At 73.9% G+C, this 16236-nt stretch carries 13 protein-coding genes; 10 read left to right on the forward strand and 3 right to left on the reverse strand.

Annotated features, from left to right (window positions below; translation table 11 throughout):
* Positions 1-4 precede the first annotated feature (4 nt).
* On the forward strand, positions 5-709 hold the full coding sequence (locus tag FRAAL_RS08120) for a DUF4230 domain-containing protein (RefSeq protein ID WP_011603056.1): 705 nt from the start codon (positions 5-7) through the stop codon (positions 707-709).
* Between the two features lie 87 nt (positions 710-796).
* On the opposite strand, the gene FRAAL_RS08125 is transcribed toward FRAAL_RS08120, so the two are convergent.
* Positions 797-3628 (reverse strand): non-ribosomal peptide synthetase, encoded by a 2832-nt coding sequence (locus FRAAL_RS08125; protein ID WP_231861572.1) that lies wholly within the window; start codon positions 3626-3628, stop codon positions 797-799.
* A gap of 1077 nt (positions 3629-4705) precedes the next feature.
* Between FRAAL_RS08125 and FRAAL_RS08130 the strand changes: the two genes are divergently transcribed.
* On the forward strand, positions 4706-5323 hold the full coding sequence (locus tag FRAAL_RS08130; RefSeq protein WP_050997046.1) for an Hsp20/alpha crystallin family protein: 618 nt from the start codon (positions 4706-4708) through the stop codon (positions 5321-5323).
* A 160-nt stretch (positions 5324-5483) separates the two neighbouring features.
* Here FRAAL_RS08130 and FRAAL_RS08135 read toward each other — a convergent pair whose 3' ends face one another.
* Entirely contained in the window at positions 5484-6380 is an 897-nt protein-coding gene (locus FRAAL_RS08135; RefSeq protein ID WP_011603060.1) for an exodeoxyribonuclease III, read from the reverse strand.
* Positions 6381-6439: 59 nt separating this feature from the next.
* On the opposite strand from FRAAL_RS08135, the gene FRAAL_RS08140 reads away from it, so the two are divergent.
* From FRAAL_RS08140 to FRAAL_RS08175, 8 genes are all read left to right on the forward strand, one after another.
* On the forward strand, positions 6440-7177 hold the full coding sequence (locus FRAAL_RS08140) for a RibD family protein (protein WP_011603061.1): 738 nt from the start codon (positions 6440-6442) through the stop codon (positions 7175-7177).
* 128 nt (positions 7178-7305) lie between these two features.
* Positions 7306-8175, forward strand: coding sequence for a DUF1206 domain-containing protein (locus FRAAL_RS08145; protein WP_041940298.1), 870 nt, complete (start codon positions 7306-7308; stop codon positions 8173-8175).
* 171 nt (positions 8176-8346) lie between these two features.
* Positions 8347-9717, forward strand: a complete 1371-nt coding sequence (locus FRAAL_RS08150; RefSeq protein ID WP_011603063.1) for an MFS transporter — start codon at positions 8347-8349, stop codon at positions 9715-9717.
* A gap of 161 nt (positions 9718-9878) precedes the next feature.
* Positions 9879-11267 (forward strand): type III glutamate--ammonia ligase, encoded by a 1389-nt coding sequence (gene glnT, locus FRAAL_RS08155; protein ID WP_231861573.1) that lies wholly within the window; start codon positions 9879-9881, stop codon positions 11265-11267.
* A 69-nt stretch (positions 11268-11336) separates the two neighbouring features.
* Positions 11337-12137, forward strand: coding sequence for a class II glutamine amidotransferase domain-containing protein (locus FRAAL_RS31470; protein WP_083866734.1), 801 nt, complete (start codon positions 11337-11339; stop codon positions 12135-12137).
* Complete coding sequence (locus FRAAL_RS08165; protein ID WP_197537254.1) at positions 12125-12865, forward strand: glutamate synthase; 741 nt, start codon at positions 12125-12127, stop codon at positions 12863-12865. Before FRAAL_RS31470 ends, FRAAL_RS08165 begins: the two co-directional genes overlap by 13 nt.
* Positions 12866-12877: 12 nt before the next feature.
* On the forward strand, positions 12878-14323 hold the full coding sequence (locus tag FRAAL_RS08170) for an FMN-binding glutamate synthase family protein (RefSeq protein WP_011603067.1): 1446 nt from the start codon (positions 12878-12880) through the stop codon (positions 14321-14323).
* Positions 14320-15573: an NAD(P)/FAD-dependent oxidoreductase gene (locus tag FRAAL_RS08175; protein ID WP_041939013.1), complete on the forward strand. Its 1254-nt coding sequence runs from the start codon at positions 14320-14322 to the stop codon at positions 15571-15573. Before FRAAL_RS08170 ends, FRAAL_RS08175 begins: the two co-directional genes overlap by 4 nt.
* A 29-nt stretch (positions 15574-15602) precedes the next feature.
* Here the strand turns inward: FRAAL_RS08175 and FRAAL_RS08180 are convergent, their stop codons facing one another.
* Positions 15603-16199, reverse strand: a complete 597-nt coding sequence (locus tag FRAAL_RS08180) for a helix-turn-helix domain-containing protein (RefSeq protein ID WP_011603069.1) — start codon at positions 16197-16199, stop codon at positions 15603-15605.
* Between the last annotated feature and the right edge of the window lie 37 nt (positions 16200-16236).

A 16236-nucleotide genomic window follows, 5' to 3' on the forward strand; every position in this document is an offset into this window, starting at 1 on the left:
GACTATGAACGACGAGCCCGGCACGGACCGGCCCACCCGCTCGAACCGGACCCTGCGCTCCCTGCCGACCCGCTTCAGCCCGCTGCGGCTGATCGCCACCATCCTGCTCGCCGTGCTCGTCGTCGGGCTGATCGCGGTGGTGGCCGGGTGGCGGCCCAGCCTCAACCCGTTCAAGGAGCGGACGATCGACCGCAGCTCGCCGGCGGTGCTGCGTTCCCTGGAGGACCTCAGCTCGTACCATGCCGCCGGCGCCCACTTCGAGGTCGTCGTCGATCTCGAGGACGACACCAAGTGGATCCCGGCGGCACTCAAGGGCGAGCGCACGCTGTTCGTGGGGGTCGGCACGGTCGACTCGACGGTCGACTTCGGTCACCTCGACGCCGATGCCGTCACGGTCTCACCGGACCGCCGATCGGTGACCATCGAGCTGCCCAACCCGACCCTGTCCACGCCGGTGCTGGACCTCGACCACAGCTACGTCGTCGCCCGCCAGCGCGGCGCGCTGGACCGGGTCGGCGGCCTGCTCGGCGGGGTCAGCAGCGACAAGGCGCTGTACCAGAAGGCCTCGTCGAAGATGACCGACGCGGCCAGGACCGACGGCCAGGTCATCGAGCTGGGCAAGAAGAACACGACCGCCATGCTGCGCGGTCTGCTGGGCGCGCTGGGCTTCACCGACGTCCGCGTGACCTACGCCGCCGACCGCCGCTAGCCACGCGGCGTCCCGGCACCGCCCGATCGCCGGGCGGTGCCGGGACTCGGCCGCCGAACCCGGCTACCGAACGCGGCTACCGAACGCTCAGCGCCGAGCCGCCTGCTCGGCCACCACCCGGTCGATCTCCGCCTGGAAATGCTCGGAGATCTTTATGACGTGCGGTTCCCGAAGCAGATAAAAATGTTCACAAGGGACGTAGTGCGTGTCGTGGCTGCCGGTGAGGAAGGCCGACCACGCGTCCGCCGAGTCCGGATTCTCGGCCGATCGGTAGACGAGGGTCCGGCCGGCCCACGGCTGCGGCCGGTAGAACCGCTCGAGCAGCCTGCCGTGATTGAAGAAGACGTCAAACTGCTCCATTCCGCCAAACTGCACCACGCCGGTCAGCGGAATCTGCACCATTTTTTTGAGCGTCGCGATGTTGGTGAAGTTCGCCCGCTGTTCCGGCAGCAGCCGCTGGGTGAAGCGGGCCAGGCGGTGGCGGTAGGCGCGGGCGTGCTCCTGCGCTCCTCCGGGCGCCGTCGGCGCGTCGACCGCGGTCGCGGTCTCGGCGGCCGGCACCGCGCCGTCCTCCTCACCGGGCGCGATCCGTAGGGAGGACGGCATGTAGGTGTCCATGATCGACAGGAAACCGACCTCGTCGCCGGCCGCAGCGAGCTGCTGGGCGATCTCCATTGCGATCAGACCGCCGAGGGAGTGCCCGGCCAGCAGGTAAGGGCCCCGCGGCGCGATGATCCGGATGATCTCCAGATGGCGGCGGGCGGTCTTCGCCACGCTCCAGTCGGGGAAGCCACGCCGTTCCAGCCCGTGCGCCTGGAAGGCGTAGACCGGCTGGTCGTCGCCGAGCCGGCGGGCCAGCGAGTGGAAACCGAGCGCGAGCGCGCCGGCTCCGGCGAAGCAGAACAGCGGCGGGCGCGAGCCGGTGGTGCGCAGCGGCACAACGGTCGGGTGGCGGGGGCCGGCCTGCTGGGCCAGCGAGACCGTCCGGGCGAAGGCGCCGAGCGTGGGGGAGTCGACCAGGGCCGACGAGGGCAGGGACACCCCAAGCTTCTCGCCGACGAGGGTGAGCAGCTCGTTGGCGGCCAGGGAGTCGCCGCCGAGCTCCATGAAGTCGTCCTCGATCCCCACCTCCTCGAGGTCCAGGACCCGGGTCCAGATGTCGGCGACGACGATCTCCCACTGGGTCCGCGGCCGGGCGGAGCCGGCGGGGGCCGCGGGCGGGGGCGGCAGGGCACCGCGGTCGACCTTGCCGCGCTCGTTGCGGGGCATCTCCGCCAGCGCCACGATCGTCGTGGGCACCATCCACACCGGCAGCCGTTCGCGCAGCGCCCGGCGGATGCGCACCGGGGACAGCGTGTTGCCGTGCACCGCCGGGACGACGTAGGCGACCAGGCGGTTCTGTGACCCGGTGGTCACCGCGGTGACCACCGCCTCGGCGATCTCCGGGGAGTTCAGCAGGGCCGCCTCGACCTCGCTCGGCTCCACCAGGTACCCGCGGATCTTCACCGCGGCGTCGCGCCGGCCGAGCAGCACCACCGTGCCGTCGGGCTCGAAGCGGCCGAGGTCGCCGGTGCGGCAGGTGGTCCGGCCGTCCGCGCGCGGGGTGAACTTCTCCGCCGTCAGCTCCGGGCTGCCCCAGTAGCCCGCGGACAGGTACGCCGAGGTCACCTCGACGTCGCCCGACTCGCCGGGCCCGGCGATGGAGCCGTCCTCACGGCGGAACACCACCTCCTTGCCCGGTGCGGGCAGCCCCGCCGGCACGGTGCCCGCGGGCACCGGCGCGTCGGGGGGGATCTCGAAGAAGCCCAGCGAGGCGATCTCGGAGGCACCCGACCAGTTCACGTAGGTACACGACGGCGGCACGTGCGGGCGCAGCGCGGCGATGTCGCGGCCGTACGCGGCCTCCCCGCAGGTGGTGACGATCCGCAGGTCGGCGAGGACCTCGTCCGGTCCGAGCGCGCCGAGCAGCGCCCGCAGCAGCGACGGGGTGGTCTGCAACGCCGTCAGCTGCTGGGAGTTGATCCAGTCGCCGAGACCGGCCAGCCCCGCCGACCGCGGGTCGTAGGCGTAGAGGCCCGCGCCGTTGAGCAGGCCGAACACGACGACGGTGATCCCCGCCGCGAACGAGTACGGCAGCACCAGCGCCAACCGGTCGCCGGGCGCGAAGCCGAGGCGCTGCGCGCCGGCATAGGCGTCGCACAGGAATGTGCCGTGGCTCCACACGACGCCCTTGGGTGCGCCGGTGGAGCCGGAGGTGAACACGATGCAGGCCGGGTCGGTGAGCTGCGGCTCGGGCCACCAGACCGCGTCGGCTCCGTTGGCGGCGATCCACTCGGCGCCGTCGCTGGCCGCGGCCGCGAGGTCCAGCACCAGCCGGGGACCGTCGCCGGCCAGCAGCTCCAGCAGCGGCTTCGGGTCGACCGACGCCGCGGCGCTCGCCTGCGCATCCGACGATCCCACCGGCCGCAGGCCCACCGCGGAGCGGGCCACGGAGCCGTCGCTCAGGTCGGTGATCAGCGCGACGCAGCCGGCCTGACGGATGATCTGAGCCATCCGTCCCGCCGGCACCATCGGATCGAGCGGGACGACGGGCCGGCCGGTCTTCATCGCCGCCAGGACGCCGAGCAGCCCCGGGACCCCGTGCGGCAGCAGCGTCGCCACCGGGCCGTCCTCGGTTGCGTCGAGGCGCCCCAGCACGGCCACCGCGATGTCGTCCGTGCGGCGGTCGGCCTCGGCGAACGTCATCGCGACGCCCGGGGACACCACCGCCGGGGTGTCGGGCAGGTGCGCGGCGACCTCGCGGAACCGGCTGACCACCGAAGCCGGTAGATCATCGAAGTCCAACGCGGGGAAGGGGATGTCACCCCCGGGCGTCGCGACCGCCAGAGCCGCGCGCCGATCGCTCTCGTTCAATGCCACTCCTTGTCCTCTGTGCTGCCGGCGCCATCGATCCGTGACAGATGACCCTCGACCACGTGCACTCGCCGATCGTGGGATCGTCAGTCGCGCGCGATCGGGCGGTCCGTCGGAAACGCCCCGAGGGGCCGTCGCCGCGGCGACGGACGGGCGGGGCTGTCGGCGGGATGCCGCCTGACGGGAGTGGGTCGTTCTGGGCGACCCCGCCAAGGAAACACGTGCGGCGCTGCAACCGTTCGCTCGAGGTACACGAACAGCCTCCCCAGCATGCAGTCCGGTATAGCGTGGGACTTTATACCACGATGGTGTGGCTTACTTGTCGTCACCCCTCGTAACCTTGACGGAAGTGTCGGTTTACCCGCTCGTAATCGGGGCCGACCTTTCTCCACTCCGTAAGGATTTGCTGGTCTTGCCGGGTATTCCGGCTACGGCGCGAACCGGTCACCCGGTGCTGATCTGCGCTCCTCGGGCATTCTCCCGTCGGGCGCGTCGCGGCCCCCGGGGCCGCCATCCCCGGAGCTGGCGCTCCGGCGGTCGGCGTGTCCATCGGTCGCCGGCGGGTCGCCCCCGACCGCTCCCGGCCGTCCGAACGCCCCTCGAAAGCTCCCGAACGTCCCCGAACGTCCCCCGAACGCCCCAGGCACCACCGGCGGCCGGCGGCGGGTGGCTGACTCCCGCGCCCGCCCGGAGGTGCGGGTCGTTCCGGGTACGCGGGCCGCGCGGGCGTTCCCTCGTGGACCTGCCCCGGTCGGGGGAGGGGTGAGCCCTTCTCGGGTCAGCCCGAACGGGCCGGGCGCGGTGCCGCGGCGGCGGGGTTCGGGTACCCCCGCGGACGATCGTGGAGGTCGCCCCGGCGTCCGTGGGGCCGCGGGATCGCGACCTCGGTGTCACCTGGGTCACTCTCCACCAGAAGTGCTGCCGAGGCTTGCATCCCGAAGATTGAGCGTCCTAGACTCATGAACTGTGAACGACGGACGGGCTGAAAGCGAAGGCGGCTCGGCGAAGGATCGCCGGGATGCGCCTCGAGGCGGCCCGGTCCGCCGTGGCACCCAGAGATCGATCGAGACGAGGGAGGCCCTTGTGAGCACCTACCTGTGGGACCCGTTCGCGGCGCTGGGGCGGATGGACCGGGAGTTCGACGAGATCGTTCGGCGCGCGTGGGGCACCCGCCGCCCGGCGCTCGCCGGCCGCTCCTCGAGCGCGGAGCTCGCCGTTCCCTCGGCCGACGTCGTCACCGAGGGCGAGGATGTGCTGATCAACCTCGAGCTGCCCGGGGTCGACGTGGAGCGTGACGTGGTCGTCGAGATCGACCGCGGCCGCCTGGTCGTCCGCGGTCAGCGCGGCGGGCAGCGCGAGCAGGAGCGCGCCGGTCGTGTCCACCGCGAGAGCTGGTCCGGCAGCTTCCGCCGGGAGTTCCGGCTCCCCGAGCGGGTCGACGCCTCGCGGATCTCCGCGGGCTACGACCGGGGCGTGCTGACCGTCCGGCTCGCGGGCGCTGCGGCCGAGCCGAAGGCGACCCGCATCGCCGTCACCGCGGCGAGCGGCGACCACAAGCCGACCTCCGTGGTGCAGCCGACCTCCGTGGTGCAGCCGGTCGACGCGGCGAAGGCGGTCGACGCGGCGAAGCCGGCCGGCGTCGCGAAGCCGGCCGAGGTCGCGCCGACCCAGCCCGGCGAGGTTCCGACCGCGTCGGCGTAGCCCGCGGCGCAGCGCGAGAGTGGGCGGCCCGAGTCCGCGGACCCGCCGTCCGCGTGGCGGCGCGCCCGGGGTGCGAGTCCCTCCGCACCCCGGGCCGCCGCACCCCGGGCCGCCGCGGTATCGGGCCCGGGTCGGGTGACCTCCCGGGCCCGCGTCGGCGTCAGCGGCGGCGCAGCGAGTCGCCGGTGGCGGACGACGACCGGCCGCCGCTCGCCCGGCCCGTCGAGCCGCGGCTCGACGGCGGCGGCACCATGGGGCCGACGTCCCCGTCCGGCGCGACGTCCAGGTCGACGATCACCGGCGCGTGGTCGCTGGTGCCGGTTCCCTTGCGGGCCGCCCGGTCCACCCACACCGCGCGCACCCTGTCCGCCACGTCGGCGGACGCCAGCGTCAGGTCGATGCGCATGCCGAAGTTCTTCGGGAAGCAGAGCTGGCGGTAATCCCAGTAGGTGTAGACGACGTCGTCGGGCCAGCGGGTCCGCAGGACGTCGACGAGACCGGCGTCGACGAGCTCGCCGAGGGCGGCGCGTTCGGCCGGGGTGACGTGCGTGGCGCCCTCGAACTGCGCGACGTCCCACACGTCGGCGTCCGTCGGGGCGATGTTGAAGTCGCCGAGGGTCATCAGGGGGCCCCGGGTCACCTCCGCGGCGACGACGTCGCGCAGGGCGGCGAGCCAGGACAGCTTGTAGGCGTAGTGCGGGTCGTCGACGGTGCGCCCGTTCGGCACGTACAGCGACCAGACCCGAACGCCGTCGCAGGTCGCGGCGATCGCGCGGGGTTCGGGATCGGGGAAACCCGGGCCGCCCGGCAGGCCCCGTACGACGTCGTCGAGGCTGCCTCGCGACAGGATCGCCACGCCGTTCCACCGGCCGTCGCCGTGATGGGCGACCCGGTAGCCACGCCGGAACAGGTCCTCGTCGAACAGCTCGAGGAAGGCGTCGTCCGACAGCTTCGTCTCCTGCAGGCACACCACGTCCGGTCCGGCGCGGTCCAGCCACTCGATCAGCCGGGCCTGCCTGGCCTTCGCGGAGTTGATGTTCCACGTCGCGATCCGCACAGCAGGTCACGGTAGTCCCGTGCCGCGGCGGCCCCGCGGCCGCTCCCGATCGGCATGCCATGCTGACGCGCGTGGACGGCGTACGCACGGTGGTGGGGCGCCCCCCGGCGCTGCGCCCCTACGTGATCTGTAGCTGCGCGATGTCGCTGGACGGCCGGATCGACGACTGCTCGCAGGCGCGGCTGATCCTCTCCGGCCCGGCGGACCTCGAACGGGTCGACGAGGTGCGCGCCGGGTGCGACGCGATCCTCGTCGGAGCCGAGACCGTCCGGCGGGACGACCCTCGTCTCGCGGTGCGCGCCGAGCATCGTCGTGCCGCGCGGGTCGCCGCGGGCCTGCCGCCGACGCCGGTCAAGGTGGTGCTCTCCGGCGGCGGCGACCTCGATCCGCGGTCCCGCGTGTTCGGCACCGACCCGGTCGACACGCTCGTCTACCGGCGCGCCGGCAGCGCCGCCCCGCCGCCGTCCTGGTCCGCGGCGCCGCGGGTGAGCGTCGTCGACCTGCCCGGTCGGCCGTGGGTGGACGTCGCCGCGGTGCTCGCCGACCTCGACCGCCGGGGAGTGCGCCGCCTGCTGGTCGAGGGGGGAACCTCGGTGCACACCGCCTTCCTCACCGCCGGCCTCGTCGACGAGCTGCACCTGGCGGTTGCCCCGTTCTTCGTCGGCGAGCGGGACGCGCCGGCATTCGTCGGCCCCGGCGCGTTTCCCCAGGACGTCCGCTCCCCGCTGCGGCTGGCCGAGGTCCGACAACTCGACGATGTGGTGCTGCTTCGGTATCTGGCGCCGACGTCGGCCTGACCGGGCCTCGTCCGGTCGTCTCGTCCGGTCGCCTCGTCCGGTTTTGGGCGGCCCCGGTTTTGCGGGTCCCCGGCCGGGCATCGCTTCCTCCGGATCAACCGATCCCATGGTCCGAGGGAGTGATCACTGTGTCGGTGCAGACCGGCGGCCGGCTGCGGCACGCCGTCACCAGCGGCGGCGACGCTGGCAGCCAGGCGAAGGGCGCGGCGCGCCAGGCTCGCCACAGCCGGACGGTCGACCTCACCGCCCGCATCGGACTCGCCGGACGGGGCCTGGTCTACGTCCTCATCGGCGTGCTCGCCCTCCAGGTCGCCTTCGGCCTGAGCAACGCCCAGACGAACCGCAACGGTGCGCTCGGGGAGATCAAGGACAAGCCGTTCGGGTCCGCGGTGCTGGTCATCATGGTCATCGGCTTCCTGGGGTACGCGGCCTGGCGGCTGCTCGAGGCCGCGGTCGGCGTGCAGGACGAAAGCGACGAGAAGAAGCGGACCGCGAAGCGGGTGGTCTCCGCGGCGCGTGGCGTCGTCTACCTGGTGATCGCCGGCAGCACGATCAGCTTCCTCGTCTCGGGCGGCGGCGGGTCCGGCGAGCCGGCGCCCTGGACCGCGCGGGTCATGCGCAACGACGCCGGCCGGGTGCTCGTGGGGATCGTCGGCCTCGTGGTCGTCGGCATCGGCATCGGCATGATCATCCGTGGGGCGAAGCGGAAGTTCGAGGAGAAGCTGAAGATCGGCCAGATGGGCTCCCTCGCCCGGAAGATCGCCAAGCCCGCGGGTCTGGTCGGGTACATCGTGCGCGGCGTCGTGTTCGGGCTGGCCGGGGTGTTCGTGACCAAGGCGGCGATCGAGTTCGACCCGAAGGAGGCCAAGGGCCTCGACGGCACGCTGAAGACCCTCGCCGGGCAGGCGTACGGCCAGTGGCTGCTCACCGTCTGCGCGATCGGCCTGGTGCTGTTCGGTGTCTACTCCTTCTTCGAAGCCCGTTACCGCAAGCTCTGAGCGGCGGCGGTCCGCGCGGCGGCGGCCCCGATCGGTGCCCACGGGTGCCGGCCGGGGCCGCCGTCGTGTGCCCGGGACCACGGGCGGATGTCCGGTTGGGCGCGGTAGCGTGCGTGCTGCCCGGGACCGGCGACCGCCGAGCCGTGGATCGGCTGAGCGGAGGGGACGCGGGTGCGCGCAGGCCGGTCGCCGGACGGGGCATCCCCGCGACGGCGCCCGCGCCCGGCCGCGCTGCTCGCCGACCTCTCCCCGCTGCGGGAGCACCCGGCCTACCGCCGGCTGTGGGTCGGAGAGACGATCTCCGCCCTCGGCTCCCAGATCACTGCCACCGCGGTGCTGCTGCAGGTCTTCGCCGTCACCCGCTCGTCGTTTCAGGTCGGCCTGGTCAGCCTGGTGGCGCTGGTGCCGCTCGTCGCCGGCGGGCTGTTCGGCGGCGCCATCGTGGACGCGGTCGACCGCCGCCGCCTCGCCATGATCACCTCTGGTGGCCTGGCAGTGGTCTCGGCGGCGTTCCTGCTGCTGACACTCGCCGGCGCCGTCGACGACGTCGCCTGGCCGCTGATGTGCCTGGTCGCCGTGCAGTCCGCGCTGCTGGCCGCCGACCAACCGGCCCGCCGGGCGATGACGCCCAACCTGATCCCGCTCGAGCACCTGCCGGCCGCCAGCGCCCTGGCCCAGATCGGTGGCACGGCCGCCGGGGTGTTCGGCCCGCTCATCGCCGGCGTGTCCGTGGCCGCCGGCGGCTTCTCGATTGCCTACGCGATCGACCTGGTCACCTTCGCCGCCCCGCTGTACGGGCTGGCCCGGCTGCCGGCGATGCCGCCGCGCGGCGGCGGGCGCGGCGCGGGGGTGGCCAGCGTCGCCGAGGGACTGCGGTTCCTGCGCGGGCAGCCGGTGCTGTTGATGACCTTCGTGGTCGACATCATCGCGATGGTGTTCGGGATGCCGCGGGCGTTGTTCCCGGCGCTCGCCGAGGGCCGCTTCGGCGGGGGGAGCGCGACGGCGGGCGCGATGTACTCGGCGGTCGCGGTCGGCTCCCTGCTCGCCGCCGGGCTGTCCGGCCCGCTCGGCGGAGTCCGCCGCCAGGGGCTCGCGGTGGTGGTCTCGATCGTGCTGTGGGGCGGGGCGATCGCCGGCTTCGGCCTGGCCCACGACATCGCGCTCGGCCTGGCGCTGCTGGCGCTTGCGGGCGCCGCCGACATGGTCAGTGCCATCCTGCGCAACGCGATCCTCAACGTCGCGACCCCCGACGAGATGCGCGGGCGGCTGCAGGGCGTGTTCCTCGTCGTGGTCACCGGCGGGCCCCGGCTGGGGGACCTGGAGGCCGGCAGTGTCGCGGCGGTCACCTCACCGGCGTTCTCCGTGGTCAGCGGGGGGCTGGCCGGCATCGGCTGCCTGCTGCTGGCGACAGCCGCGGTACCCGCGCTGATCCGCTACGACGCGAGGGCCGCGGTCGCGCAGGCACGGGCGCGGTCCTCGCCGCCGCAGGTGCCCCGTCCGTCCGAGGGCGGCGCGCGGGACGCCCTCGATCCAAGCGCCTGACCCTTCGCGCGGACGAGGGCTCCGGGCCGTGGCGACACGCGGGGCGACGCAGCGCAACGTTACGGAATCGTTACTGTGGCGCCGTTCCGCCGACATGGTCCTCTCGTCGAATGTCAGTTGACGATGGTTCATGTGGGGAGACATGTCGGGGGTGGTCGACCGTGGCCGGCACGTCGGGCTCCCCGGGCGTGTCCCGCTCTGCGGGCGTGTCCCGCTCTGCGGGCGTGTCGCTGGCGGAGCGGGCCGCCGCCGACGGCACGACCTTCGTCCTGGCGACCTTCGTCGACCTCGACGGCAAGCCGTGCGCCAAGCTGGTCCCGGCCGCGGCGCTCGACCGCGCCCAGGCCGACGGGGTGGGGTTCGCCGGCTTCGCGGCCGGTGGCACCGGCCAGGTGCCGAGTGATCCGGACATCATCGCGATGCCCGATCCGGACTCGTACGTGGCACTGCCGACCGTCCGGCCGGGGCTGGCGATGGTGCAGTGCGACCCGCACGTCGACGGCGCGCCGTGGCCGTTCGCGCCGCGGATCATCCTGCGTCGGCTGCGCGAGCGCCTCGCCGGCGCCGGGATGTCGATGCAGGTCGGCGCCGAGTGCGAGTACTTCCTCGTCCGCCGCGGACCCGACGGGACGATCGTTCCCGCCGACGCCGAGGACGCCGCCGCGAAGCCCTGCTACGACGCCCGCGACCTCACCCGGATGTACGACCACCTCACCGAGGTCTCCGCCGCGCTGAACTCCCTGGGCTGGGACAACTACGCCAACGACCACGAGGACGGCAACGGCCAGTTCGAGCAGAACTTCGGCCACGCCGACGCTCTCACCACGGCCGACCGGGTCATCGCGTTCCGTTACCTGGTCCGGATGACGGCCGAGCGGCGCGGGATGATCGCCACCTTCATGCCCAAGCCGTTCACCGGGCTGACCGGCAGCGGCATGCACCTGCACGTCTCCCTGTGGGCAGGCGAGCAGGCGCTGTTCCCGGACGACTCCGACCCGCGCGGCCTGGGACTGTCCACGCTCGCCTACTCCTTCGTCGGCGGGGTGCTCAGCCACGTGCCGGCCCTGCTCGCGCTGCTCACCCCGACGGTGAACTCCTTCAAGCGGACGGGCGCGCCGCCGCCGAACTCCGGCGCCACCTGGACACCGAGCCGGGCGACCTACGGCGGCAACGACCGGACCCACCTGATCCGGGTACCGGACGGGGATCGGGTGGAGATCCGGGTGGTCGACGGCGCGGCGAATCCCTACCTGGCGATCGCCGGGCTCATCGCGGCGGGCCTCGACGGCATCGACGCCGGGCTCGACCCGGGCCCGGTCGGCGGACTCGCCGGGCCGGGCCGCGCCGCCGCCGTGGCCGCGGAACTGCCGCCGACGCTGCTACATGCCGTGGAGGCGTTCGTGGCCGATCCGGTGATCACCGGGGTGCTCGCGGCCGCGGGCGGCGCCGGCGTCCCGGCGTACTACGCCGCGCGGCGGCGGGCGGAGTTTCTGGACTGGCACAGCCGGGTGGGTTCCTGGGAGACCAGGCGTTACCTCACGGCGTTCTGACGGGCGTTGCGCCGGTCGCGACGTCGGCGGGCGACGGGAGTGTCCGCGGGCGAGAGGAGAGGCGTCGGCATGTGTGGCATCGCGGGCCTGCACCTGAAGGACGACACCTACCGGCATCGGCTCGGCGCCATGATCGCGGGCATGCTGCGCGGTGTCGCCGAACGCGGCCCGGACTCGGCGGGGGTCGCCATCCACTCCGACGGGCTGGAGGTCCTCAAGGCGGTCGGTGACCCGGTCGCGTTCGCCACCCGGATCGGCCTCGCCGGCCGGTCCGGGGTCCGCGCGCTTGCGCACACCCGGATGGCGACCGAATCCGCGGTCACCGCCGCGCACTGCCACCCGTTCGCGGTCCGTCCACCCGCGCCCGCCTGCGGCGCACGGGCGACCATCCCGGCGACGCCGATCGGCCCCGCCTCCGGTGCCGCGACGCCGATCGTCCCCGCCGCCGTGCCGGGGCTGGGAGCGACGCCGGTGGACACGACGCTCTGCCTGGTCCACAACGGGTCGTTCGCCAACCACGCCACCATCCGGCGCCGGCTCGCCGAGGCGGGCGTGACCACCGAGACCGACAACGACTCCGAGGTCGCCGCCCACTACCTCGCCGCGCGGCTGGCCGCCGGCGACGACCTGGCCGCGGCCCTGCGCCGGCTCACCGCGACCTTCGACGGCTTCTTCACCCTCGCCGTGACCACCGCGGACAGTTTCGCGGTCGTCCGCGACCCGATCGCGTGCAAGCCGGCGATCATCGCCGAGACCGACCGGTGGGTGGCGATGGTGTCGGAGTACCGGGCCCTGCTCGGCCTGCCGGGACTCGCCGACGCGGCGGTGTACGAACCCGAGCCGGAGGAGGTCTACCTGTGGGCGAACTGACCGGCGCCACCGGTGCTGGCGCCGAAACGGCCGAGAGGGCGGCGCCCGCAGAGCTCGTCCTCGACCTGGCCGAGATGGCGACCCGGCACGTCAACGCGGCGCTGCGGTCGCTGCCGGACGGCGCGCGGGCCCGGCTGGTCAACCCCGCCGGCCGGCACAACCTGGCGGTGGGGCTCACCCGGGCGGTCCGGGTGACGATCGCGGGACCCGCCGGCTACTACGTCGGCGGCCTCGGCGAGGCGGCCGAGGTGACCGTGGACGGTCCGGTCGGCTGGGGCGCGGGGGAGAACCTGATGTCCGGCACCGTGCGGGTCCGGGGCGCGGCCAGCCAGAGCGCGGCCGCGTCCGCGCACGGCGGGCTCGTCGTCGTCGAGGGCGACGCGTCGCTGCGCGCCGGGATCTCGCTCAAGGGCGGGCGGCTCGCGGTCGCCGGGGACGTCGGCCGGTACTGCGCGTTCCTGGCCCAGGCAGGAACGATCCTCGTCGGCGGCGACGCGGGCGAGGCCCTCGGCGACTCCCTCTACGAGGCGGTGATCTACGTGGCCGGGCGCGTGCGCAGCCTCGGCACCGACGCCCGGATCTGCGACCTCACCGCCGCCGACGTCGCCGCGGTGCGGGTCCTGGCGGCGCAGGCCGGCTTCGACCACGTCGATCCGGAGAACGTCACCCGGGTGGCGTCGGCCCGCCGGCTCTACCACTTCGACACCGCCCATCACGGCGCCTACTGATCGGAGTCGACGATGCCCCACCCCGACACGATCGACGGTCGGCACCCGCAGCCGCACCCGCAGCCGCCGCCCGCGGACGAGCGGTACCCGCCGCACCACACCTTCGGCCCCCCGGTGCTCGCCGAAATCCGCGAGCGGGCGGAGCTGGGGCGCTACCCGATCCGCGGCTGGGGCGCGCGACGCGCCGTCCCGGACTTCGACGACCTGCTGCTGCTCACCGCCAGCGCCTCGCGCTACCCGCTGGAGGGCTACCGGGAGCGCTGCGACACGCGGACCGTCCTCGGCGCCCGCCGCGCCGCCCGCCCGGTGGTCCTCGACATCCCGATCACCATCGCGGGGATGTCGTTCGGCTCGCTGTCGGCGCAGGCGAAGGAGGCGTTGGGCCGCGCGGCTTCGTTGGTCGGCACGTCCACGACGACGGGCGACGGCGGAATGACGCCGGAGGAGCGGTCGGCCTCGACGACTCTGGTGTACCAGTGCCTGCCCTCGCGCTACGGCTTCAACCCGGCGGATCTGCGCGCCGCCGACGCGGTGGAGATCGTGCTCGGTCAGGGGGCGAAGCCGGGCGGCGGCGGGATGTTGCTCGGGCAGAAGGTCGGTGCCCGGGTGGCGGGAATGCGCACCCTGCCCGAGGGGGTCGACCAACGCTCGGCCAGCCGGCACCCGGACTGGACGGGGCCCGACGACCTCAAGATCAAGATTGAGGAGATCCGCGAGGTCACCGACTGGCAGGTGCCCGTCTACGTCAAGATCGGCGCGACCAGGGTGGACCACGACGTGCGCCTCGCCGTCGCCGCCGGGGCCGACGTCGTCGTCGTCGACGGGATGCAGGGCGGCACCGGTGCCACCCAGGACGCCTTCATCGAGCACACCGGGATCCCCACCCTCGCCGCGGTGCGCCTCGCCGCCGCGGCCCTGGCCGACCTGCGGCTCACCGGCGAGGTGGGACTGATCATCTCGGGTGGCATCCGCACCGGCGCCGACGTCGCCAAGGCGCTCGCGCTCGGCGCGGACGCCGTCTCCCTCGGCGTCGCCCCCCTCGTCGCACTGGGCTGCAACGCCCCGACCTACCGCCGCCTCGACGACCCGGACGAGACCCCGGCCGACGCGACCCTCGCCGGTGTGCCCTTCCCCGGCGTGGAGGTCGACGTGACGCCGGAGTACGCCGCGCTCGGCACCGCGCCGGGCCACTGCACGCACTGCCACACCGGCCGTTGCCCGGTCGGCGTCGCCACCCAGGACGACGAGCTGACCGCCCGCCTCGACCCGCGGCTCGGCGCCCATCGGGTGGCCAACTACCTGCGGGCGCTGGCGATGGAGACGACGATGCTGGCCCGCGCCTGCGGCAAGAGCGACGTGCACCGCCTCGAACCCGAGGATCTCGTCGCGCTCACCGTCGAGGCGGCGGCGATGGCCGGGGTGCCGCTGGCCGGAACCGACTGGATTCCCGGCCGATGACCGTGCAGGGGAGCGCCGACGTCGTCATCGTCGGCGGCGGCATCGAGGGGGCCGCGGCCGCCTGGGCGCTGACGCGCAAGGGCGTGTGCAACGTGCTGGTCCTCGAACGGGCCACCGTCGGCTCCGGGGGGACGGGCCGGTCCAGCGGCATCGTCCGCTGCCACTACGGGGTGCGTTCGCTCGCCGTGATGGCCTGGCACGGCGTGCAGCTGTTCACCCACGCCGCCGAGATCCTCGGGGTGGCCGACGGGGTCGGCTTCGAGCAGGTCGGCTATGTCGTCGGGGTCGGGCCGGGGGACGCCGCGGCGCTGGCGGCCAACGTCGAGGCGGCGGCGGCGGTCGGCATCGACACCCGCCTCGCCGATCCCGCGGAGGTCGCCGAGCTGTGGCCGGCGGCGAACCTCGCCGACTTCGCCGCGTTCGCCTACGAGCCGCGCGGCGGCTACGGCGACGCCTACCGGACCTGCCACGCCTATCTGGCCGCGGCCCGCCAGGGCGGGGTCCGGGTCCGCCAGGGCGCCCCGGTGACACGCATCCTGACCTCGGGTGAAGGCAGGGGCGAAGGCGGGGATGGGGACGGGGGCGCCGGCGTGGGCGAGAGCGGGCGAGTGGTCGGGGTCGAGCTCGCCGACGGCAGCCGGATCGCCGCCGGCGCGGTCGTGCTCGCGGCGGGCGTGTGGTCGGCGGCGCTGGCCGCCGGGGTCGGCATCGACCTGCCGTTGCGGGCCCAGCGGGAGCAGATCCTGATGGTGGCGCCGGGCGCGCCGGTCGGGCCCGTGCCGGTGCTGTCCGACCTGGTCGGCCTGCAGTACGTGCGCCCGGAACCCTCCGGCGACCTGCTGGTCGGCAACAGCGACCACAGCCGCCCGCAGTGGGTCGACCCCGACGCCTACCCGGGTGTCGCGGACCCGCAGTACGTGGAGCGTGCCGTCGGCCGGTTCGCCCATCGCTTCCCAGGCCTGCCCGAGGTGGCGCTGTCGTCGTCCTACGCCGGGTGCTACGACGTCACCCCCGACTACAACCCGATCATCTCGGCGACGCCGGTCGACGGACTGTTCGTCGCGGCGGGGTTCAGCGGCCACGGGTTCAAGATTTCGGTCGCGGTCGGTGAGCTCGTCGCGGATCTCGTCGTCGACGGGGACTCCAGTCATCCCCTCATCCCCGCCGCCGACTTCCGCCTCTCCCGCTTCGCGGAGAACGCCCCCCTGGTCAGCCCGCATCCCTACGCCTGCGCCGGCCAGATGCGCTGAACCGGCCGCGCGGTGCACGCGGCAGGGCGTCAGGCGACGTCGTGGGAGCCGTAGGCGGTGACCGACAGGAAGCGGATCGGGAGCTTCAGCAGGCGGACCGGGCCGTGCGGGCCCTGGCCGTCGAACATCAGCGCGTCGCCGGGGTGCAGCACGTAGCGAGCCTCGCCGTGGCCGTACTCCAGCACGCCGTCGAGGACGTAGAGGAACTCGGTGCCCTCGTGCTGGAACAGCGGGAAGACCTCGCTGGCCTCGGTCAGGGTGACCAGCAGGGGCTCCATCCGCCTGCTTCCTTCGCGCAGGGTGCCCAGCAGCTCGTAGAGGTGGCCGACCCGGCTGCCGCGGCGCACGATCCGGGCGCCGTGCCCGGCGGGCACGAACACCGCCTCCCGCTCGTCGTCGACGCCGCGGAACAGCGCCGTCACGGGGACGCCGAGTCCGGCGGCGAGCCGGCCCAGGGTGGACAGGCTGCAGGACGTCTGGGCATTCTCGATCTTCGAGAGCATCGCCTTGGACATCTCGGTGCGCCGCGCGAGCTCCGCGACCGACAGCGCGGCGGCGAGGCGGTACTCGCGGACCCGGGCGGCGATGACCTGTTCGAGGGCCTGCTCGCCCGGCTCGGTGGACACAGCATGCAGCGTAGGGCGTGGCGACGTGCGCGTGGCC

The sequence above is a fragment of the Frankia alni ACN14a genome (genome assembly GCF_000058485.1).
Lineage (GTDB): Bacteria > Actinomycetota > Actinomycetes > Frankiales > Frankiaceae > Frankia > Frankia alni.